At 71.8% G+C, this 20,530-nt stretch carries 22 protein-coding genes and 1 other RNA gene; 22 read left to right on the top strand and 1 reads right to left on the bottom strand.

Features of this window, described 5'->3' with window-relative positions:
* A partial coding sequence (locus Q8O14_03710; protein MDP2359844.1) for a site-specific DNA-methyltransferase occupies positions 1-910 on the bottom strand: 910 nt, incomplete at its 3' end.
* 141 nt (positions 911-1,051) lie between these two features.
* On the opposite strand from Q8O14_03710, the gene Q8O14_03715 reads away from it, so the two are divergent.
* The 22 genes from Q8O14_03715 to Q8O14_03820 all read left to right on the top strand — a co-directional run bounded on the left by Q8O14_03715 (position 1,052) and on the right by Q8O14_03820 (position 20,494).
* A complete protein-coding gene (locus Q8O14_03715; GenBank protein MDP2359845.1) occupies positions 1,052-1,474 on the top strand; it encodes a hypothetical protein in 423 nt (140 codons plus the stop codon).
* Positions 1,475-1,637: 163 nt separating this feature from the next.
* Positions 1,638-2,621, top strand: coding sequence for an AAA family ATPase (locus Q8O14_03720; protein MDP2359846.1), 984 nt, complete (start codon positions 1,638-1,640; stop codon positions 2,619-2,621).
* 11 nt (positions 2,622-2,632) lie between these two features.
* Entirely contained in the window at positions 2,633-3,508 is an 876-nt protein-coding gene (locus Q8O14_03725) for a DUF58 domain-containing protein (GenBank protein MDP2359847.1), read from the top strand.
* Positions 3,505-4,461, top strand: a complete 957-nt coding sequence (locus tag Q8O14_03730; GenBank protein MDP2359848.1) for a hypothetical protein — start codon at positions 3,505-3,507, stop codon at positions 4,459-4,461. Before Q8O14_03725 ends, Q8O14_03730 begins: the two co-directional genes overlap by 4 nt.
* Entirely contained in the window at positions 4,458-5,459 is a 1,002-nt protein-coding gene (locus Q8O14_03735) for a VWA domain-containing protein (GenBank protein ID MDP2359849.1), read from the top strand. Before Q8O14_03730 ends, Q8O14_03735 begins: the two co-directional genes overlap by 4 nt.
* Positions 5,456-7,216, top strand: a complete 1,761-nt coding sequence (locus Q8O14_03740) for a VWA domain-containing protein (protein MDP2359850.1) — start codon at positions 5,456-5,458, stop codon at positions 7,214-7,216. The genes Q8O14_03735 and Q8O14_03740 overlap by 4 nt, the downstream gene beginning before the upstream one ends.
* 1 nt (position 7,217) lies before the next feature.
* The gene (locus Q8O14_03745) at positions 7,218-8,945 is read left to right on the top strand and encodes a BatD family protein (GenBank protein ID MDP2359851.1); all 1,728 of its coding nucleotides are present in this window, start codon (positions 7,218-7,220) and stop codon (positions 8,943-8,945) included.
* Positions 8,942-9,775 (top strand): tetratricopeptide repeat protein, encoded by an 834-nt coding sequence (locus Q8O14_03750; protein MDP2359852.1) that lies wholly within the window; start codon positions 8,942-8,944, stop codon positions 9,773-9,775. The genes Q8O14_03745 and Q8O14_03750 overlap by 4 nt, the downstream gene beginning before the upstream one ends.
* A gap of 12 nt (positions 9,776-9,787) precedes the next feature.
* Entirely contained in the window at positions 9,788-10,591 is an 804-nt protein-coding gene (locus Q8O14_03755; protein MDP2359853.1) for an SPOR domain-containing protein, read from the top strand.
* Positions 10,592-10,687: 96 nt separating this feature from the next.
* Positions 10,688-10,786: signal recognition particle sRNA small type (gene ffs / locus Q8O14_03760), an RNA gene on the top strand.
* 54 nt (positions 10,787-10,840) lie between these two features.
* A complete protein-coding gene (gene dnaX / locus Q8O14_03765; GenBank protein ID MDP2359854.1) occupies positions 10,841-12,562 on the top strand; it encodes a DNA polymerase III subunit gamma/tau in 1,722 nt (573 codons plus the stop codon).
* Positions 12,563-12,587: 25 nt separating this feature from the next.
* Positions 12,588-12,908 carry a YbaB/EbfC family nucleoid-associated protein gene (locus tag Q8O14_03770; protein MDP2359855.1) on the top strand — a complete coding sequence of 107 codons (321 nt, stop codon included), beginning with the start codon at positions 12,588-12,590 and terminating at the stop codon, positions 12,906-12,908.
* A complete protein-coding gene (recR, locus tag Q8O14_03775) occupies positions 12,908-13,507 on the top strand; it encodes a recombination mediator RecR (protein MDP2359856.1) in 600 nt (199 codons plus the stop codon). Before Q8O14_03770 ends, recR begins: the two co-directional genes overlap by 1 nt.
* Before the next feature lie 45 nt (positions 13,508-13,552).
* On the top strand, positions 13,553-14,284 hold the full coding sequence (locus tag Q8O14_03780) for a CDP-alcohol phosphatidyltransferase family protein (GenBank protein ID MDP2359857.1): 732 nt from the start codon (positions 13,553-13,555) through the stop codon (positions 14,282-14,284).
* A complete protein-coding gene (locus Q8O14_03785) occupies positions 14,281-14,736 on the top strand; it encodes a phosphatidylglycerophosphatase A (GenBank protein ID MDP2359858.1) in 456 nt (151 codons plus the stop codon). Before Q8O14_03780 ends, Q8O14_03785 begins: the two co-directional genes overlap by 4 nt.
* Positions 14,737-14,830: 94 nt before the next feature.
* On the top strand, positions 14,831-16,171 hold the full coding sequence (locus Q8O14_03790; GenBank protein MDP2359859.1) for a CinA family nicotinamide mononucleotide deamidase-related protein: 1,341 nt from the start codon (positions 14,831-14,833) through the stop codon (positions 16,169-16,171).
* A 67-nt stretch (positions 16,172-16,238) separates the two neighbouring features.
* Entirely contained in the window at positions 16,239-16,811 is a 573-nt protein-coding gene (gene thpR / locus Q8O14_03795) for an RNA 2',3'-cyclic phosphodiesterase (protein ID MDP2359860.1), read from the top strand.
* A gap of 18 nt (positions 16,812-16,829) precedes the next feature.
* Positions 16,830-17,849, top strand: coding sequence for a recombinase RecA (recA, locus tag Q8O14_03800; protein MDP2359861.1), 1,020 nt, complete (start codon positions 16,830-16,832; stop codon positions 17,847-17,849).
* A 57-nt stretch (positions 17,850-17,906) separates the two neighbouring features.
* Positions 17,907-18,599 carry a hypothetical protein gene (locus Q8O14_03805; protein MDP2359862.1) on the top strand — a complete coding sequence of 231 codons (693 nt, stop codon included), beginning with the start codon at positions 17,907-17,909 and terminating at the stop codon, positions 18,597-18,599.
* On the top strand, positions 18,599-19,189 hold the full coding sequence (locus Q8O14_03810) for a glycerol-3-phosphate acyltransferase (protein ID MDP2359863.1): 591 nt from the start codon (positions 18,599-18,601) through the stop codon (positions 19,187-19,189). Before Q8O14_03805 ends, Q8O14_03810 begins: the two co-directional genes overlap by 1 nt.
* A gap of 22 nt (positions 19,190-19,211) precedes the next feature.
* Complete coding sequence (locus Q8O14_03815) at positions 19,212-20,216, top strand: NAD(P)H-dependent glycerol-3-phosphate dehydrogenase (GenBank protein MDP2359864.1); 1,005 nt, start codon at positions 19,212-19,214, stop codon at positions 20,214-20,216.
* The gene (locus tag Q8O14_03820; protein MDP2359865.1) at positions 20,216-20,494 is read left to right on the top strand and encodes an acylphosphatase; all 279 of its coding nucleotides are present in this window, start codon (positions 20,216-20,218) and stop codon (positions 20,492-20,494) included. The genes Q8O14_03815 and Q8O14_03820 overlap by 1 nt, the downstream gene beginning before the upstream one ends.
* The last annotated feature ends 36 nt before the right edge of the window (positions 20,495-20,530 follow it).

Here is a 20,530-nt window from a genome sequence, read left to right on the forward strand (position 1 = left end):
CGGCGGCGCGGGCCGGGGCCTCGGCCACCGCCTCCCGGGTGGGACCGGCGGCCGCCCGGCGGGGCGCTGGCGGCGGGGCGGTGGCCAGCTCCTGGAAGTGGGGACCGGACAGCCGCTCCGGGTCGTAGCCCTCGTCAAGCAGCTCCTCGTGCACCTGGCTCAGGCGCTCGATGCCGCGCTGGCAGTGCTCGGGATCCAGTTCGCCGACCAGGTAGAGACGCCCCTCGCGCAGGGCGGCCTCCGCCGTGGACAGGCTGCCGCCGTAGGGATCCAGCACCAGCTCGCCCGGGCGGCTGGAGGCCCTGATCATCTGCTGGAGGATGGCCAGGGGCTTGCTCGTTCCGTGCTGGAAGCGGTAGTTGGAGACTTTCGAGTAGAAGCTGATGCGCCCCTGGTTGTCCCGCTCGAAGAAGACGTTGGAGGGGCGCTTCTCCGACTGGAGAGGCCGCGTGCGGCCCCGCGAGGCATAGATGACCAGTTCGTGCTGGGGAGCGTAGTTGCCGGCCAGATCCCCCGATCCATGGTTGTTCTTCACCCAGATCAGGCAGTTCTTGTACTTGAGCCGGCCCGCCGCCTGGCGCGGCGACAGTCCGCGCGTGCGCTCCTGGATCGCCTCGAAGATGGCGGGGAAGCTCAGGTGGTCGCACCAGCAGTAGAAATGGGCGCCCGGCTTGAGGACCCGCTCCGATTCGTGGATGAAGCGTGGCAGGTCGAAGGTGGCGGCGGAGATGGCGCTCACCTTGCCATGGGCCACCGGGCGGTTGGATTGGTAGTCCTTGTAGGGGGGGTCGGTCAGCACCAGGTCCACGCTGGCGTCGGGCAACAGGGGGAAGAGGTCCCCGCAGTCGCCCTGGAAGACGGTGTTGGGCTTAGGAGGCGTGCCGCTTGCGGCGGATGGACTGCGCTTCATGGGAGCTTCGGCCATTCCTTACAATGAACGCCGTCAAGATAGAACCTGTGCGAACGTCGGACAAGGCGCGGCCCGACTTGCGAAAGGGTGGGCACATTTCGATTTTCAAACAGAAACACGCGGATAACCAAGGGGAATGCCATGCGTTGCCTGAGCCTGATCGCCGCCCTGCTCTTCCTCATGTCCTGCGGGGAAAGCAAGCCCCCCGCCGCCGACCTGCTCCAGAACGGCGAGAACTTTTACAAAGACCGCAAGCTGGTCGAGGCCCTGGACCAGTTCAAGCAGTACGTGGAGTACTATCCGGACTCCAGCCAGGCCGGCCGCTGCGCCTTCATGGTCGGCTTCATCTACGCCAACGACTTCCAGGACACGCTCAAGGCCCGGGAAGCCTACCAGGCCTTCCTCGACGGCTACCCGGCGGCCGACCCCGGTCTGCGCATGTCGGCCGAGTGGGAGTTGAAGCACCTGGGCCAGGACATCAGCGACCTGGATTTCCTGGCGCCCCCGGAGACAGTGCCGGCCGACCAGGCGCCCGGCGCGGAGGAACCCGCCGCCAAACCCTGAGCGGCCGGCCTCAGCGCGGCGAGCAGCCCACCACCTCAGGCGGGAACCTGCGCGGTTCCCGCCCCGTTTGAGGGGCCGTTTGCCAGGGCGGAGTTGTTCAGGAATCCGCCGGTCCGCCGGCGGGCCTGTTCCTGACCGATCAGCAGAGGAGGAGCGCATGGAGATGGATGCGATGGAACTGACGCGCCGCGTCGAGACGGCCTCGGCCTTCGTGGAGGACCTGGAGCGGGAAGTGCGGCGCGTGCTGGTGGGACAGCGCGACATGCTGGAGAAGCTGCTCATCGGCCTGCTCGCCGACGGCCACATCCTGCTGGAGGGAGTGCCCGGCCTGGCCAAGACCACGGCCGTCTCCGTCCTGGCCCGCGCCATCGACACGGAGTTCCGCCGCATCCAGTTCACGCCGGACCTGTTGCCGGCGGACCTGCTCGGCACCCAGGTCTACCATCAGGCCAGCGGCCAGTTCAGCACGCGCAAGGGCCCCATCTTCTCCCATCTCATCCTGGCCGACGAGATCAACCGCAGCCCGGCCAAGGTTCAGAGCGCCCTGCTGGAAGCCATGCAGGAGCGCCAGGTGAGCATCGGGGGCGAGACCCACCCCCTCCCTACGCCTTTTCTGGTGCTGGCCACCCAAAACCCCCTCGAACAGGAGGGGACCTATCCCCTGGCCGAGGCCCAGGCCGACCGCTTCATGCTCAAGGTGCACGTGGACTACCCGGCGCGCGAGGAGGAGCGGGAGATCCTGCGCCGCGTGAGCGGGGCGGAGGCGGAGGAGATCCGGCCCGTCTGCGCCGTGGCCGACATCCTGGCCGCCCGCCAGCTGGCGCGGGAGATCCTGCTGGAGAAGCCCATCGAGGATTACATCCTCAACCTCGTCTTCGCCACGCGCTATCCCGACCAGTTCGGGCTGAAGGACCTGGCCCCGCTCATCCAGGTGGGGGCCAGCCCCCGCGCCAGCATCTACCTGGCCCGCGCCGCCCGCGCCCAGGCCTTCCTGCGCCGCCGCGGCTTCGTCACGCCCGACGACGTCAAGCGCGTGGCCCGCGACGTGCTGCGCCACCGCCTCGGCCTCTCCTTCGAGGCGGAGGCGGAGGGGGTCAGCGCCGACGAGCTGATCGGCCGCCTGCTGGACCGCATCGAAGTGGCCTGAGGGGACCGGCCATGCTGTCGCGCGAGCTGCTCGAGCACATCCGCCGCATCGAGATCCGCACCCGCCGCCGGGTGCAGACCCTCTTTGCCGGCGAGTACCACAGCGCTTTCCGGGGCCAGGGCATGGACTTCGCCGAAGTGCGCGAGTACGTGCCGGGCGACGAGGTCCGCGCCATCGACTGGAACGTCAGCGCCCGCATGGGCAGTCCTTTCGTCAAGGTCTTCCAGGAGGAGCGCGAGCTGAACGTGCTGCTGGCGGTGGACGTCTCCGCCTCGGGGCGTTTCGGCTCGGGCCCCAAGAGCAAGCGCGAGTGGATGGCCGAGCTGGGCGCCGTCCTCGCCTTCTCGGCCATGCGCAACCGGGACAAGGCCGGCCTCATCCTCTTCAGCGACCGCATTGAGCGCCACGTGCCGCCCGCCAAGGGCACGCGGCACGGCCTGCGCCTCATCCGCGACCTGCTCGCCCACGAGGCGGCCGGGCGCGGCACGGACATCGCCCTGCTCCTCCAGCACATTCGGCGCACCCAGAAGAAGAAGGCGATCATCTTTCTCATCAGCGACTTCCAGGCTCCGCTCGACGCGCGGGCGCTGCGCTCCCTGGCCCGCCGGCACGACCTGGTCGCCCTTTGGGTGCGGGACCCGCTGGAAGAGGCCTTGCCGCCCCTGGGCCTGCTGCGCCTGGAGGACCTGGAGAGCGGACGGGGCCGCTGGCTGGACGCGGGCGATGCGGCCGTGCGCCGCCACTGGCGCGAGCGCTGGGCCGAGCGCCGCCGGGCGCTCGAGGGCGCCCTGCGGGCCGCCGCCGTGGACCACCTGGCCCTGGTGGCGGGGGAGGATCCGGGCCGCCCCCTCGAGCAGCTCTTCCTTCGCCGGAGCCGCCGCACATGAGGGGGCGCGTGCTGCCGGCCGTCCTCATGGCAATCCTCCTCGGCGGGTCGCCCCTCCCTGCCTGGGAATGGGCCAGCATTACCCTGGAGCGGGACTCCCTCACCCTGGGCGACCCCCTCACCCTCACCATCCGCGTGGCGGCCGCGCCCGGCGAGCTGGTGGACTGGCCCCTGCCCGGCCGCGAGCTGTTGGGTGGCTGGCGCCTCCTAGGGGCGGACTCCCTGCGCACGGAGGAGGGAGCGGAGGGCCGCCTGCTGATGCGCACCCTGCGCCTGGCCCGCTTCCAGCTGGGTCCGGCCCCCCTGCCTGTGCCCGGCCCCTGGCGTGAGGGCCGACCGGCCCTGGGCGACACCCTTCGCCTGGAGATCCTGGGCACCCTGCCGGACGATGCCCAGGCGGCGGACATCCTGGAGCCGGGCCGCTTGGCCCACGGCATGGGCTGGTGGCTGGCCCGCCTCGGCCTGGTCCTGCTGGCCGCCCTGGCGGCCGGGTTGGGTTGGCGGTGGTGGCGCCGCGCCGGACAGGCGCCGGCGGAGCCGCCCCTGCCGCCCGATCCCTGGCAGGACTTCCTGGACTGCCTGGGCGCCATCCAGGAGCGGGGACTGTGGCGCCGGGGCGAGGTGGAGACCCACTACGGCGACCTCAGCCTGGCCCTGCGCGGTCTGCTTGAGGATTGCCTGGACCTGCCGTGCCGGGAGCGCTCGACGGAGGAGCTGCGCGAGCTGCTGCGCGGATCGGCCCTGGACGGCGGGGACCTGGAGGCCCTTTTCCTGCTGCTGGAGGAGAACGACTGGGTCAAGTACGCCCGGCGCTGGCCCGCGGCCGAGACCTGCGCCCGCCAGGTGGAGCGCTACCAGCAATGGGCCGTGCCGCGCAAGGAGAAGCTGCTGGCGCGCCATCGCGCCCTGCTGGCCGCCCACCAGGCGGTCGAAGCGCGGGGGGAGGAGCAATGAGCTTCCAGGAACCCGGCTGGTTCTGGCTGATCCCCCTGCTGGCGTTGGGGGCGGCCTGGCGCTGGTGGCCGCGCCGCCATCCTGGATTGGGCGGGCGCCGCGAGGCCGTGCTGGTCCACAGTCTGGCCGACGCCCCGGAGTGCGCGCCGCCCACCTGGCGCACCTGGGCCAAGGTCTGGCTGGGCGAGATCCTCCTGTTGGCCGCCCTCGTCCTGGCCGTGACCGCACTGGCGCGCCCCGTGCGCTTCAGCGCGGAGCGCGAGTTCAGCACGGAGGGCCTGGACCTCCTGCTTTGCCTGGACCTTTCCGGCTCCATGCAGGCCCAGGACTTCAAGCCCAACCGCTTCGAGGCGGCCCGCGCCGTGGCGCTGGACTTCATCAAGGAGCGGGGCCGGGACCGCATCGGCCTGGTCGTCTTCGCCGGGGAGGCCTACACCCAGTGTCCGCTCACCCTGGACCACGACATGCTGGGCGGCCTCATCGGCGATCTCAAGCTGGGCGAGATGGAGGACGGCACGGCGGTGGGCCTCGCCCTGGCCACGGCGGCGGGGCGCCTCAAGGAGAGCAAGGCCAAGAGCCGGGTGGTCATCCTGCTGACGGACGGCGTCAACAACCGCGGCCTGGATCCGCGCACGGCCCTGGACATGGCGGTGACACTGGGCCTGCGTGTCTACACCATCGGCGTGGGTCAGGAGGGCCTGGCCCCCATTCCCGTGCAGACGCCCTTCGGCGTGATGATCCAGCAGATGGAGGTGGACATCGACGAGGATCTCCTGCGCGAGATGGCCGACCGCACCGGGGGGCGCTACTTCCGGGCCCGCGACCTGAAGGAGCTGAAGGAGGTCTACGCCGCCATCGATCGGCTGGAGAAGACGGAGATCAAGGTGAAGGAGTACCGGCTGACGGAGGAACGCTGGTTCCCCTGGCTGGCGGCGGGCCTCGCCCTGCTTCTGCTGGAGCGCCTGCTGCGATTGTGGGCGGGGAGGCTGGCGGCATGATCCTCTTCTCCCATGCCTGGGTGCTGTGGCTGCACCTGGCCCTGCCGCTCCTGGCCTGGCTGGCCTGGCGCGAGGCCGGCCGCCCTCGCCGTCTGCTCGCCCATGGCGGCGCGGCGGCCCGGGAGCGCCTCCTGCCGGGCTGGTCGCGCCCCCGCGCCCTGCTGCGCGGGCTGGCCGCCCTGCTCGGCCTGGCCTGCTGGATCACGGCGGTGGCCGGTCCCCAGTTGGGCACGCGCCAGGTGGAGGTGGAGCGCACCGGCGTGGACGTGGTGGTGGCGGTGGATGTCAGCCAGTCCATGGCGGCGCAGGATCTGGCCCCCGACCGCATGGCGCGGGCCCGCCACAGCATCCGCCAGTTGCTGTCGCGCATGAAGGGGGACCGCGTCGCCCTCCTCCCCTTCGCCGGGGCCACCCATCTCCAGCATCCCCTCACCAGCGACTACGCCCTGGCCGGCGTGATGACCGACCTGCTCCGTCCCGGACTGCTGCCCGTGCCGGGCAGCGACCTGGGCGGCGCCATCCGCCGGGCGATGGGGGTCTACCAGGACACGGCCCCCGGCCAGCGCGTGCTCATCATCCTGTCCGACGGGGAGGATCTGGAGGGCAACTGGGAGGAGGCGCTGGTCCAGGCCCGCGAGGCGGGCGTGACCATCCACACGGTGGGGATGGGGACGCCCGAGGGCGCCCCCCTGCCCGATCCACAGAGGCCGGGCTCCTACAAGACGGACCGCCAGGGCAGCATCGTCTTCTCACGCCTGGATGAGGCGGTCCTGCAGCGCATGGCGGCCGAGGGGGGCGGGCTTTACCTGCGCTCCACCCCGGGCGGCGACGAGCTGGTGCGCATCCTCGAGCGGGTGGGCGAGATGGAGGGCCGTCGCCTGGGCAGCCGCATGTATGCCGGCTGGCAGGATCGTTTCGCCGTCTTCCTGCTGCCGGGCATGCTGCTCGTGCTGGGCGCCTGGTGGTGGCCGGCCCGCCGCCGGCTGCCCGCGGCCGGCCTCGCGCTGATCGCGCTGCTGACCTTGGCGGCGTCGGCCGGGGCGGACCAGGCCAGCGAGAACAACCGCGCCCTGCGCGCCTACCGCCAGGGCGACCACGGCGCCGCCACGGAAGGGTTCGGACGGGCCTTGGCGCTGAAGGAGAACGCCCAGATCCGTTTCAACCTGGGGGACGCCCTCTTTCGCAGCGGCGATCTGGACGGCGCCGCCGCCCAGTTCCGCCTGGCGGCCGGCGAGGGGTCGGGCGCCGACGCGGACCTGGCGGCCCGGGCCTATGCCAACCTGGGGCGCGTCCTGCTTGACCAAAAGCGGCCGCAGGAGGCGGCCCAGGCCCTCGAGGAGGCCCTCGTGCGCCGGCCGGGCCTGGCCGAAGCCCGCCACAACCTGGAACTGGCCCTTCGCCAGATGCAGGACGGGGAGGGCCAAGGCGATCCGCAGGACGGCGAACAGGGAGAGGATGGACAGAAGCAGGATCAGGGGGGCGGCCAGAGCCAGGACGAGGAGCAGAAGGGGGAGGAAGGTCAGGACGGGCAGCCGCGGCCGTCCCAGGATGGACAGCAGGACGAGGCGGGCCGCCCGCGGGAGGCCCGGCAGGACGAGGCGGGCCAAGCCGCCGACTCCAGCGCCCAGGCCCGGCCCCTTGATCCGGACCAGTTGCAGCAGCTGCTCAACGCGGTGGGCGCCCAGGAGCGGCAGAGCCTGGAGCGTCAACTACAGCGGCTGCCGGGCGAGCGGCGCCGCGTGGAAAAGGACTGGTAGGATGCAGAGAGCGGTGTGGACATGGCTGGCGGGCTGGCTCCTCCTCGCCTCCTCCCTGGCGGCGGCAAGCTTCACGGCCCGCCTGGAGCAGGAGGGGGACGAGATCCGCATCGTCTACACGCTGAAGGACCTGCGTGGGCAAACGGCCGACGGCGAGCCGCGCTTCCCTGACTTCCGCGGCCTCAAGCGCCTCTCCGGTCCCGCCGTGGGCACCAGCATGAGCATCGTCAACGGGGCGGTCAGCCAGGAGAAGAGCTGGACTTTCTCCTTCCTTCTTCAATCGGACCAGCCGGTCCGCGTGGGGCCGGCCACCGTCCAGGTGGGCGGACAGACCTTGAGCACGGATGCGCTCACCGTGCCCGGCCGCGGCCAGGCCCGCGCCGGGGGCGAGCGCCCGGCCCGCCTCAGTTTCGAGGTGGAGCCCCGGCGTCCGGTGGTGGGGCAGACCGCGCGCCTGAGGCTGCGCCTGGACTTCAAGCTCAATGTGCGTGGCTATGACGTGCCCCAGCTGGGCAGCGCGCCGGGTTTTGTGGTGGAGGCCCTCGAACGGCCCCGCCAGCCCGAGGTGCAGACCCGCACCATCGGTGGCGAAAGCTGGAACACGGCCGTCCTGGCCGAATGGCTGCTCATTCCCGTCCGCGAGGGCAGCCTGCGCCTGGAGCCGCTGGCCATGTCCCTCCAGGTGGAGGAGAGCCAGTCCCGCCGCGGGCGGGATCCCTTCGATTTCTTCGGATCATCCGTCTTCAACCGCCTGAAGACCCTCTCCCTCGGCACCGACCCGCTCGTCCTGGAGGTGCAGGCCCTGCCGCCCGGAGCGCCGCCCGAGTTCAGCGGGGTGGTGGGCAGTTTCAGCCTGGGCGCCGCCCCCGACCGCACCAGCCTCAAGGCGGGCGAGGCCCTCACCCTGACCGTGACGGTGGAGGGGACGGGTTACCTGAGTGGTCTGGAGGCGCCCCTCCTCAGCCACTCGCCCGATCTCGAGCGCTATGACACGCAGACGGAGAGTTCGCTCAAGGCGACAGCCCGCGGCCAGCAGGGCCGCAAGCGCTTCAAGACCCTGCTCGTGCCGCGCCAGCCGGGCGAGCAGCGCATCGATGCGGTCGTCTTCGCCTGGTATGATCCGGCCACAGGCAGCTATCAGCGACGCAGCGCCGGACCGTGGACGGTGGAGGTGGCCCCGGGCGAAGGAGGCGCCGCCTTCTCAGCCCTGCCTCCCGTCGGCGGTCGCGTGCTCAGCTACGGACAGGACATCCGCCACATCCTGCCCGCACACGCCGCCCTGCCGTGGCGCCGTCCGCCCGTCCACCATCGTATCCCATGGCTGGCCGGCCTGGGCCTGGCCCTGATCCTGGTGCCGTCCGCCGCCGGAGTCGCCACTTGGCGGGAGCGCCGCCGCCGGTCAGCGCCCGCGCTGCGCAGCCGGGGTGCCCTGCGCCGGGCCCGCCAGGCTCTGCGCCGGGGAGCCGGGGGGCCGGCCCTGCAGGAGGAGGTGCTGCGCGGCTACCTGGCCGACCGCCTGGGGCGCGCCGCCACCGGCCTTCTGCCCGAGGATTGCCGGCGCGAGTTGACGCGGCGCGACGCGCCGGCCGAGCTGTCCGAACGCCTCGAACAGAGCTGGCGGGCCCTCGAGTTCGCCCGCTACGGCCGGGGCGGCGCCCTGCCCGAGTCCGCGCTGGACGGACTGCTGGCCGACCTGGAGGCCTGGTTCAGCCGGGAGGAGAAGCGATGAGCGCCCCCGTCCGTTTTCTGCTTTGCCTGCTGCTGGCGGCCGCCTGGCCAGCGCCTCCCGTCCAGGCGGCTGAGGAGACTCCCCTCCGACGCTTCGCGGCGGCCCAGGAGGCCTACCAGCGGGAGGATTTCCCGCAGGCCGTCCAGCTGTGGCAGAGCCTGCTCGACGAGGGCTACGGAGGAGGGGAGCTGGTCTACAACCTGGGCAACGCCCACTTCCGCCAGGGCGACCTGGGCCGCGCCGTGCTCAACTGGGAGCGGGCCCTCCTGCTGGATCCGCGGGACCGGGATGCCCGCGCCAACCTGGACCTGGTGCGGGCGCGCCTGGCCGACCAGTTCGACCCGCACGTCCGCCTGCCGCTCTGGGATGCCTTGGACGGTCTGCTGGCCCGCCTCCCGTCCGCCCTGCTGGCCTGGGCGACTCTGATCTTCGCCCTGGGCGCGGCAGGTGTGGGCGCCTGCCGTTATGTTGTGCCCGAGCGCCGCCTGCCGGCGGCGGGACGCCTGCTCCTCGCCATGCTGATGCTCCCGGCCCTGGCCGGCTTGACGCTTCTGCTGTTGCAGGACCGCCGCCTGAGCCACCGTCCGCGGGCCGTGCTGCTGGCCCCCAAGGTCGAGGTGCGCGCCGCGCCCAGCCCGGGCGCGACCGCCCAGTTCGACCTCCATGTGGGCACCACGGTCGTGCTGCTGCGGGAAGGGGAGCAGGGCTGGTGCGAGATCGAGCTTCCCGATGGCCGCAGCGGCTGGGTGCCACCCGCCAGCGTGGAACTTGTCAACCTGCCCATGCCGGGCGGCCATCTGCCGGGCGGCCATGGGCCGATCGGCCAATAACGAGGGTCGACCATGCGTCTGGGCTGCCCGGCCATCCTCCTGATCCTGCTTCTGGGCGGCTGCCTGCGCCCGGCCATTGAGGCGGACGCCCCCCTGCGCGGCCACCCCCAGCCTGCTCCGGATGCGGGACTGGCCCAAGGAAGCCCTGTCCGGCAGGAGGAATGGCTGGATCCGGCCGATCTGCCCCTGCGGCCCTTGTCTCGTCCGGGTTCGGCCCGGCGGGTGGGGGCCGCGCCGCCACCGCGCCCCGCGCCGGCGGGGTCCGTCCCGGCCTTGCCAGGGGCAGCGGCGGCCCTCGGCGGGGAGTCCCCGCCCGAGCGGACGATGGAGGACCGGCGTCCGCCCCGCCAGCCTTTTCTTCGGCCGGCCCTGGGCGAGTCACTTCCCGCGACTGCGCCGCCGGTGGCGGAGGAGCTCCCCCTGCTGGATCCCCCGCCGAGGCAGCCATCCCTCGACGAGGTCCTCCCGGGCCGGGAGGATCCGCCGGAGACAGCCTGGCTGGAGAGCCCCGAGGATGCCTGGGCGGCCGAGGAGGAGCTGCTGGCCCCCGCCACCCCGGCCCGTCCGGTCGTCCCGCCCGACGCCCGCTTCCAGATCCAGATCATGTCCACCTCCGATCCCGAGACGGCCGAGGACATGCGCCTCCAGGCCGAACTGGTCTTTGCGGGCGCAGCGGTGGAGGTGGTTTGGGATCCGCCCAACTACAAGGTGAGGGTGGGCGGCGTGGCGACGATGGAGGAGGCGGGCGAGCTGAAGCGTCAGGCCCTGCGCCTGGGATTCAACAACGCCTGGGTCGTGCCGCGCCGGCAACCCTGAGAGTTCCGCCGCCGCGACCCATCCCGCCGGGAGCCATGCTATATTGGGCGCGGTCGGCCCCGCCGACTTGGCGGTAGGGGCCGGTCGGATGCAGATGACGGGGATCCGTGCGATGACAGGTCGCCCAATCCCGTCAGGACCGGAAGGTAGCAGCGGCAAGCGATACTGGCTTGTGCCGCGGTGAACCGTCGTCTGCATCCGGCCGGTCTTCTGCTCCACCATCCGGCCGCAATCCCGGGAGAGCCCTGCATGTCCTATCTGGTCCTCGCCCGCAAGTGGCGGCCCCAGCGCTTCACCGAGGTGATCGGCCAGCGTCACGTGGTGCGCACCCTGGAGAATGCCATCCGCAGCGGGCGCATCGCCCATGCCTACATCTTCAGCGGACCGCGCGGCGTGGGGAAGACCTCCATCGCCCGCATCCTGGCCAAAAGCCTCAATTGCGCCGAGGGCCCCACCCCCGAGCCCTGCGGCGTCTGCCGCTCCTGCCAGGACGTGCAGGCCGGCAGCCATTTCGACGTGATCGAGATCGACGGCGCCAGCAACAAGTCCGTGAACGACATCCGGGAGCTGCGGGCCAACGTCAAGTACGGGCCCGGCGAGTCGCGCTGGAAGGTCTACATCATCGATGAAGTGCACATGCTGTCCACCAGCGCCTTCAACGCCCTGCTCAAGACCTTGGAGGAGCCGCCGCCCAACACCGTCTTCATCTTCGCCACGACAGAGCTGCACAAGCTGCCCCTCACCGTGCTCTCGCGCTGCCAGCGCTTCGATTTCAAGCGCCTGACCCCCCAGGAGATCGAGGAGAGCCTGACCCGCGTCTGCGCCAGCGAGGAGGTGCGCATCGAGCCGCGCACCCTGCGCCTCATCGCGCGGCGGGCCGACGGCGGCATGCGGGACGCCCAGTCCATGTTGGATCAGGTGCTCTCCTTCAGCGAGGGCGAGGTCTCCCATGAGGAGGTGGTGCAGGCCCTGGGACTGGTCGGACAGGAACGCCTGGACCAGGTGCTGGAGGCCCTGCGCGACCGCGACGGCGCCGCCGCCCTCCGCCTTGCCCGCGACCTGAGCGCGGCGGGCACGGATCTGGCCGAGTTCCTTCTGCAGCTGGCCGACCAGTTGCGGCACCTTCTCCTGGTGCGTCTGGACCCCGCCGGCGCCGCCGCCGAGCTGCCGGAGGATCTGCTGGCCCGCTTGGGCGCCCTGGCGCCCGCCTTCCCCGAGGACGACCTCGTCCGCATGCTGGGCTATCTGGGCGGACAGATCGAGGCCATCCGCCGGGGCGGGCATCCCCGCCTGCGCTTCGAACTGACCCTGCTTCGCCTGGTCCGCATGGAGCAGAGCCTGGACTTGCAGGACCTGCTGCGCACCCTGGCCGGCCTGCCCGCGGAAAGCCTGGGCGCGGCGGCGGACGGGGAGGCAAAAAAAAGCCCGGCTCGGGCCGGCCCTGACCTGATACCACCGCGGCCGGAGACGGCGATCTCCACGCCGGACAAGGACACGCGGCCGGCCCCCCCTGGCCAGGCGGGAAGGGCGCTGGCGCCCCCCGCGGGGGAGCAGGAGCCGGCGGTGGTCGCGACGCCACCGGTCGACCTGGCCCGCCTGCGGGAGTTGTGGCCGGCTTTCCAGGAGGCGGTGGAGCGGGATTTCCCCCTGCTCCTGGACGGTTTCCTGCAGGTGCTGCCCGTCGGGCTGGGCGAGGGGCGCCTCGTGCTCAAGGGGGAGCTGGGGGGCGGCCTCATCGCCGACCACTTGCGGCAGGCCCGGCCCCAGTTGGAGGCCCTGCTGGGCCGCTTGCTGGGCGGGGCGGCCCCTACGCTGGAGTTCAAGGAGGGCGCCCTCAGCGACGAGGAACGCTTCCTCAAGACGCGGCGCACCCACCTGGACTCCCGCAGCCGCTTCGATGAGCTGCGGCGGGAGGCGCCGCTGGTGGAGGACCTCTTCGCACGGATGGAGGGTCGCCTGCTGGACGGCTGAGGCGGCGCGTGGATCGGGAGGACGGATGAAGGGCGGATTGGGCGGGCTCATCAAGCAGGCGCAGGTCATGAAGCTCAAGGTGGAGCAGTTGCAGGCCCGCCTGGCCGAGGAGCGCTTCGAGGCCGAGGCGGGGGAGGCGGAGGCCGGCGGCGTCGTGCGCGTGACAGTGAGTGGCCGCCAGCAACTGCTTGCCCTGCGGATCGATCCGGACCTGGGCCGGGATCCGGCCCTGCTGGAGGATCTGCTGCTGACCGCCGTCAACCGCGCCCTGGCCGACAGCCGGGCCCGTTCCGAGCGGGAGATGGCGGCCTTGACGGGCGGCGCCAACCTGCCCTTCGCCCTGTGATGTCGGGTCTGAGTCCCAGCCTGGAGGCCCTGGTGGCCGAACTGGGCCGCCTGCCCGGCATTGGCCGCAAGACGGCCCTGCGCCTGGGCCTGCACTTGCTGCTGCAGGGCGGGCGGGTGCGGGAGCTGGCGGCCGCCCTCGTCCGCGCCGCCGACCAATGCCGCTTCTGTGTGCGCTGCGGCAATTTGAGCGAGGACGAGAGCTGCGCCCTTTGCGCCAGCCCCGCCCGTGACCAGGGCTTGGTCTGCGTGGTGGAGCAGGTGCCGGACCTGCTCGCCTTCGAGCGGGGCGGCGAGTACCGCGGCCTCTACCATGTGCTGGGTGGCGCCCTCTCGCCGCTGGACGGGGTGGGTCCGGAGCGCTTGCGCATCGCCGAGCTGGAGCAACGCCTGCGGAGCGAGGGCGTCCGCGAGGTGATCCTCGCCACCAGCACCACGGTGGAGGGGGACGCCACCGCCCTCTATCTGCAGCGCCGGTTGGAGGACCTGGACATCCGCCTCAGCCGCCTGGCCCGGGGCATGCCGGCGGGGGGCAGCCTGGAGATGTTCGACCAGTTGACCCTGGCGCGCGCCCTGGACGGACGGGAGCGCTTGAAGTAGCCTGTGGCACGGGCTGGGACCGTACAGGCGGGAGGGAGGAAGCCGGTGTTCACCATCCCCAACTTCCTCACACTGCTGCGCTTCATCATGGTGCCCGCCTTCCTCATCCTCTTCTTCAGCGAGTTCACGCCCCTCCACCTGGTGGCCACCGCCATCTTCGTGCTGGCCGCCGTGACCGACTGGCTGGACGGTTTCCTGGCCCGCTGGCTGCAGCAGGAGTCCCAGTTCGGCCAGTTCGCCGATCCGCTGGCCGACAAGCTGCTCTCCGTCTCGCTCTTCTTCGCCCTGCTCATGCGGGGCGACCTGGGCCAGCAGGTGCCCATCGCCGTGCCCTGCATCGTGGCCATTGCCCTGGCCGAGCTGGGCATCCTCATCCTGTCGGTGATCAGCCTCTACCGGGGAGTCGACCTCTCCTTCTCCAAACTGGGCAAGCTCAAGACGGCCATCCAGTTCACCACGATCCTGCTGGCCCTCTTCCGCCTCAACGTGATGGAGATCGACAACCTGTCCCCGGCCTGGATCTCGCGCCTGATGGGCTGGGACGGCATCCTGCCCTGGATCGGGGCCGGCTTCGTGGCCAGCACCGTGCTGACGGTGGCCACCTTCGCCATCTATCTCCTGCGCTATCCACGACATCGCAAGGCCCTGCGTCAGGCCCGCCTGGCGGCCCGCCAACAGGCGCGCATCCGCCGCGAACTGCGCCGGTCCGTGCGGCCAGGCCGGGGAGCGGGGGAGAGCGGGGCGGCGGGCGACATTCCACCGGGGGAGGAAGGATGAGCCCCCTGTTGCTGGCCTGGGCCCAGGGCCTGGGTCTGGGACGCCTGCCCGTGGCGCCGGGGACCTGGGGTTCGCTCCTCGCCTTTCCCCTGTGGTGGCTGACCGGTGGAGCGGCCAGTCCGCCCCTGGCCCTGGCCGTGATGGGCGTGGCGCTGCTTGCGCTGGGCTGGGCCGCCTGCGAGGCGGGCGAGCGGGCCTGGGGACACGATCCCTCCCGCGTGGTGGCGGACGAGGTGGCCGGTCAGTGGCTGACCCTGGTGGTGGCCGCGCCGACCAGTTGGCTGGGATGCGGGGCGGCTTTCCTGCTCTTCCGCCTCTTCGACATCTGGAAACCCTGCTGGGTGGACCGCCTCCAGCGTCTGCCGGGCGGCCTGGGGGTGATGGCCGACGACCTCCTGGCCGGGCTGCTGGCCGGGATCATCCTGCGCGTGGTCGGCCTGTGGGCGGCCTGAGCCCGGCGGGACGGGCGCCTGTCGGGCCGGTCGGACGATGGGGTTGCGGGGGGCGCGCTGGCGCCGCCCCTGTCTGGAATTTCGAACGGGAGTCATGAAGAATCCAGCGAAGGATGGAATCCACGGAACGGGCGCACCGGCGGGGCGGTTGACGCCGGGCCTGCGCGTGGTGGCCATCGGCGACGAACTGGTGGATGGCCACACGGCCGACAGCAACGGCCGGGAGATCGTGGCCGCCCTGGACGGCTTGGGTCTGCGCCCCCGGGACCTGCGGCTGGTGCGGGACGAGGCGGCCGCCCTGCGCCGCGAGGTGGAGGACCTGCTGGATCCGGCCGGTGGCGTGGAGGTGGTGATCAGCACGGGCGGCCTGGGACCCACGGTGGATGACCGCAGCCGCCAGGTCCTGGCCGATGCCTTCGGGGCGGAGCTGGTCTTCGACGAGGCACGCTGGCGGGAGCTGGAGGACTGGTTCCGCGAACGGGGCCGCGTGCCGGGCCCCTTGCAGCGCAGCCAGGCCCTCCATCCGCGGCCCGGCCGCCACCTGCGCAACGAGGTGGGCACAGCGGACGGCCTCGTCTTCGAGCAGGCGGGCCGCCTCTGGATCGCCCTGCCCGGCGTGCCCAGCGAGATGCGCCACCTCCTGGCCGGCGGCGTGTTGCCCCTGCTGACGGAGCGCTTCGGAGCGCGGCCCCGCGGCCTCACCCTGGCCTTCCGCAGCCGGCGCCTGCCCGAAGCCGACCTGGCCAGGCGCCTGGAGCCGCTGGCCGACCTGGCGGCGCTGGGCGAGCCGGGTTTCTACCCCAACGCGGACGGCGTGCTCTTCCGGCTGCGCCTGCCCCCGCTGGACGCCGCGGAGCAGGAAGAACGCGCCGGGCAGGCCCGTCGACTGGTGCGGTCCCGGCTGGGTCCCTTTCTTCTGGCAGAAAGCGGCAAGCCGGTGGTGGAGCTGGTCTTCCAGCGCCTGCGCCGCCTGGGCGCCACCCTGGTCCTGGCCGAATCCTGCACGGGGGGATGGCTGGCCCGCGACCTGACCGATTTTCCCGGCGCCTCGGCCGTGTTCCGGGGCGGGGTGGTGGCCTACGCCAACGAGGCGAAGCAGGAGCTGCTGGGCGTGCCCCCCGCGCTGATCAGCCGCTGGGGGGCGGTCTCCCCGGCGGTGGCGGCGGCCATGGCCCGCGGCGTCCGGCAGCGCCTGGCGGCGGACTGGGGCCTGGCCGTGACCGGCATCGCCGGGCCGGAAGGCGGCAGCCCGCAGAAAGCGGTCGGGACAGTCTGGCTGGGACTGGTCGGGCCGGCGGGGGAGACGACTCGCCTGCTGGACCTGCGCGGCAACCGTGAACAGATCCGCCGGCGGGCGGCCGGTCAGGCCTGGGCCTGGCTCTTCGAGCGCCTGCCGGAGTCCGGTGACGAAGCCCAGGCGGAGCCCGAGGCGTGAGCGGACGCGCAATAGGAGACAGGACCTGGTCGGCGCCTGGCGCGCCACGGCCAGGTTCCCCCCGCCCATGACGAGACGCTTGTTCATCGCCCTGGCCCTGCCCGACGAGGTGAAGGCCGAGCTGGCCCGCACGCGGGAGCAGCTGGCCAGCCGGCGGGACCGCATCAATTGGGTGCGGGACGGGCAACTGCACCTCACCCTGCGTTTCCTGGGGGAGACGGAGGACCGCCTGGTGCCGGACCTGGAGCGCGTCCTGGAGCAGCTGGCGAAAGACCACGCCGCGCCCGCCCTGCGCCTGGGCGAGCCCGGCATCTTCGGTCCGCCCTCGGCGCCCCGCGTGCTCTGGGTGGGGTTGAAGGGGGCCACGCGCGACTTGGAGGCGCTGGCCGGGAGCCTGGAGAAGCAGCTGCGCCGCCTGGGCCTGCCCCCCTCCGAGCACGGCTTCAAGGCGCACCTGACCATCGGCCGGGTGAAGAGTTGCCGGGATGATCTGGCCGCCGCCCACCTGCGGCATCCGCCCCTGCCTCTGCCCATGCGCTTGCGCGAGCTGCTGCTCATTGAGAGCCGGCTCCGCCCGGAGGGAGCCGAGCATCATGTCCTGACCCGACATATTTTAGGGACGGAAGCATCCACGGCCTGACACCCAGTAGAGGACACCATGGCACAAACGGACGAACGACAGAAAGCACTCAAGGATACGATCAGCCAGATCGACAAGGAATTCGGCAAAGGATCGGTCATGCGCCTGGGGGACGATGCGGCACGCATGGACGTGTCCGTCATCCCCAGCGGCAGCCTGCTGCTGGACCGCGCCCTGGGCATCGGGGGCATTCCCCGCGGCCGCATCGTGGAGATCTTCGGTCCGGAAAGCTCGGGCAAGACGACCATGACCCTCCATGTGGTGGCCGAGGCCCAGAAACTGGGGGGGCTCTGCGCCTTCATCGACGCCGAGCACGCCCTGGACCCCATCTATGCCCGGAAACTGGGCGTGGACACGGACAACCTGCTCGTCAGCCAGCCCGACTATGGCGAGCAGGCCCTGGCCATCGCCGACAAGCTGATCCGCTCCAACGCCCTGGACGTGGTGGTGGTGGACTCGGTGGCCGCCTTGGTCCCCAAGGCCGAGATCGAGGGGGAGATGGGCGACTACCACGTGGGCACCCAGGCCCGCCTCATGAGCCAGGCCATGCGCAAGCTGACCACCTGCGTCTCCAAGTCCAACACCTGCCTCATCTTCATCAACCAGATCCGCATGAAGATCGGCGTCATGTTCGGCAACCCGGAGACGACCACGGGCGGCAACGCCCTCAAGTTCTACAGCAGCATCCGCCTGGACATCCGCCGGGTGGGGACGGTCAAGGTGGGCCAGGACGCGGTGGGCAACCGTACGCGGGTCAAGGTCGTCAAGAACAAGTTGGCGCCCCCCTTCCGCGAGGCGGAGTTCGACATCGCCTTCGGCGAGGGCATCTCCCGCACGGGCGAGCTGATCGACCTGGGCCTGGAGCACGAGATCATCAGCAAGAGCGGGACCTGGTTCTCCTACGGCGAGGAGCGCCTGGGGCAGGGGCGCGACAACGTCAAGACCCTGCTCGTGGAGAAGCCGGAGCTGGCGCGCGAGATCGAGGTCAAGGTCCGCGCCAAGATGGGCCTGCCCCCGCTGGCGGAACCCCTGACCTGATGCCGGGGCCTCCGGCCCGCGGTCCGGATGCCGATCCAACCAGGAGGCTGCTGGGCGATGCCGCACCGCCTGCTTGTCGCGTTGCTGGCTGTTTCCCTGCTGCACACGGGGGTTCTGCCCGTGCGCGCCGAGATCGACGTGACATTTGCGGCGCGCTGGCCCTCCCGGCTGGAGCGCCTGCTGGATCGGCTGGAGAATGATGCCCGGATCCAGGTGTGGCTGCGCCTGGAAACCCTGGAAGGCGCCCGCTTCAAGGCGCGCTTCCAGGGCCTGGAACGGATGCCCGAGGCGGACTACGCGCAGGTCCTGGAGGCCTGGTCGAGGCGCGATCCGGTGCGCCTTGCGCTGCCGGCCCTGAACGGGTCCCTCGTGGTCGAGAACCACTTCGAGGGGGGCCGCGCCTTGCGCGGGACCTTCCAGGGCTTCGACGGACCCTTCCAGTTGCTGGCAGGAGGGACCCAGCCGGACGCCCCGCGCGCCCTGCCCCTGGATGGGCTGCTCCTGTCGGGCCCGACGGGGCGCCTGATACTGTCTCGCAGGGATCTGGACAGGACCGGGGATTGGCCGCCCTCGCGCTCCCTGCTGCTCCTCCTGGACAACTCCAACGAGGGGCGTCGCCTGCCGCTGGATTCCTTGGCCAGGGCGACGACCCTGGGAGAGGGCGGGCAGGGCGATGGGTATGGCTTTTGGGGGTGGGTTCTCGGAATGAGACGGATGGCCGCTTCGCGCGGCGGAGGCCGGGAGGCGTGATGATCTCGCCGCTGCTTGCCCTGCTGTCCGCCTGGCTGTTGGGCGCGCTGCCCATGGGACGCTGGATCGCCCGCTGGCGGGGTGGCCCGGATCCCACGCGCATCGGCTCGGGCTCCAGCGGAGCCACCAACACCGGCCGCCTGCTTGGCTGGCGCTGGGGCGTGCTGGTGGGTCTGCTCGACCTGGGCAAGGGCGCGCTGGCGGCGGCCCTGGGCGTCTGGGTGGGGGCGGATCAACCCTGGCTGGCGGCGGCCACCGGCCTGGCGGCGGTGGCGGGGCATTGCTGGTCGCCCCTGGCCCGCTGGCGGGGCGGCAAGGGCGCGGCGACGGGCGCCGGAGCGGCCCTGGTGCTGGCCCCCGTGGCGGCGACCTTGTCCCTGGCGGGCGCGGTTGTCCTGCTGCTGCTGACCCGGCGGATGGCGCCGGCCAGCCTGGCTGGTGTGACCTTGTTCCCCGCCCTGCTCTACGTCACGGGCGAGGCGCAGGGCCCCGGCCTGGGCTTCGGCCTGGCCTTGCTCGTCCTGGTCTGGTTCACGCACCGGAGCAACCTGGGCCGCCTGGCCGGCGGCGGGGAGCCGACCCTGTGGTAAGGACCCAAGCGGAGGGTGCGGCATGACGCGCGTGGCCGTGGCGGGGATGGGCTCCTGGGGCACGGCCCTGGCTCTCCATCTGCATGGGCAGGGCTGCGTGGTACGGGCCTGGGAGTGGGACGGAGCGCAGGTGGCCCGCTACTCCGGAGGTGCGCGGCGCTCACCCTTCCTGCCCGGCGTCGAGTTGCCGGCGGCCATCGAGGTGAGGCAGGATCTGGCCTGGTTGGTGGAGGACGCGGAGCTGCTGCTGCTGGCCGTGCCCAGCCACACCCAGCGCGCCCTCCTGAACGAGTTGCGGCCCCATCTGCCCGAGGCCCTGCCCCTGGTCAACGTGGCCAAGGGCATTGAGCAGGGCAGCCTGCAGCGTCTCAGCCAGGTGGCCGCCGAGCTGCTGCCGGGGCGGGATGCGGCCCTCTATGTCTGCCTCTCCGGCCCCAGCCACGCCGAGGAGGTCTGCCGCGGCATCCCCACCGCGGTGGTGGCGGCGGGGACGGGCCGGCCGGTCCTGGAGCGCGTGCAGGCCCTCTTCTCAAGCGCCAGCTTCCGTGTCTACCGCAACCTGGACCTGGCCGGCGTGGAGTGGGGGGGCGCCCTCAAGAACGTGATCGCCCTGGCCGCCGGCATGTGCGACGGGCTGGGCTTCGGCGACAACACCAAGGCGGCGCTCATGACGCGCGGCCAGGTGGAGTTGGCCCGCCTGGGCACGATCCTGGGCGGGCGGCCCGAGACCTTCGGCGGCCTGGCGGGCATGGGCGACTTGATCGTCACCTGCGCCAGCCGGCACAGCCGCAACCGCGCCGTGGGGGAGCAGATCGGCCGGGGGCGCAGCCTGGAGCAGGTGCTGGCCGGCATGGAGATGGTGGCCGAGGGCGTGCGCACGACGGAGAGCGCCCACCGCCTGGCCCTGCGGCACGGCGTCTCCATGCCCATCACGGCCGCCGTGCACGCCATTCTCTTCGCCGGCAAGGATCCGCGCGAGGAAGTGGTGCGCCTGATGACCCGGGACCTGAGGGCGGAGGAGGATTAGTGGACCAGCTGGTCAGCACGGAGCAGGCCATCTTCCAGGGCGAGGTGCAGGGCGTGGGCTTCCGCTGGACCTTCAGCCGACTGGCCCGCGAACACGGGCTCCGCGGCTGGGTGCGCAACTTGCCCGACGGCTCGGTGGAGGCGGTGATGCAGGGCGAGCGGGAGCGCATCGCCGTGGTGATGAGGCGCATCATGCTGGTCTCCGATCGCATCCGCGTCACGGGGGTGGAGCAACGCAAGCTGCAGCTGCCGCCCATCACCGGCTTCAATGTCCGCTGAAAGGGGACCGGGCGGTCCTGTCCCGGTGGCGTCCCA

The organism is bacterium (assembly GCA_030685015.1).
Lineage (GTDB): Bacteria > CAIWAD01 > CAIWAD01 > CAIWAD01 > CAIWAD01 > CAIWAD01.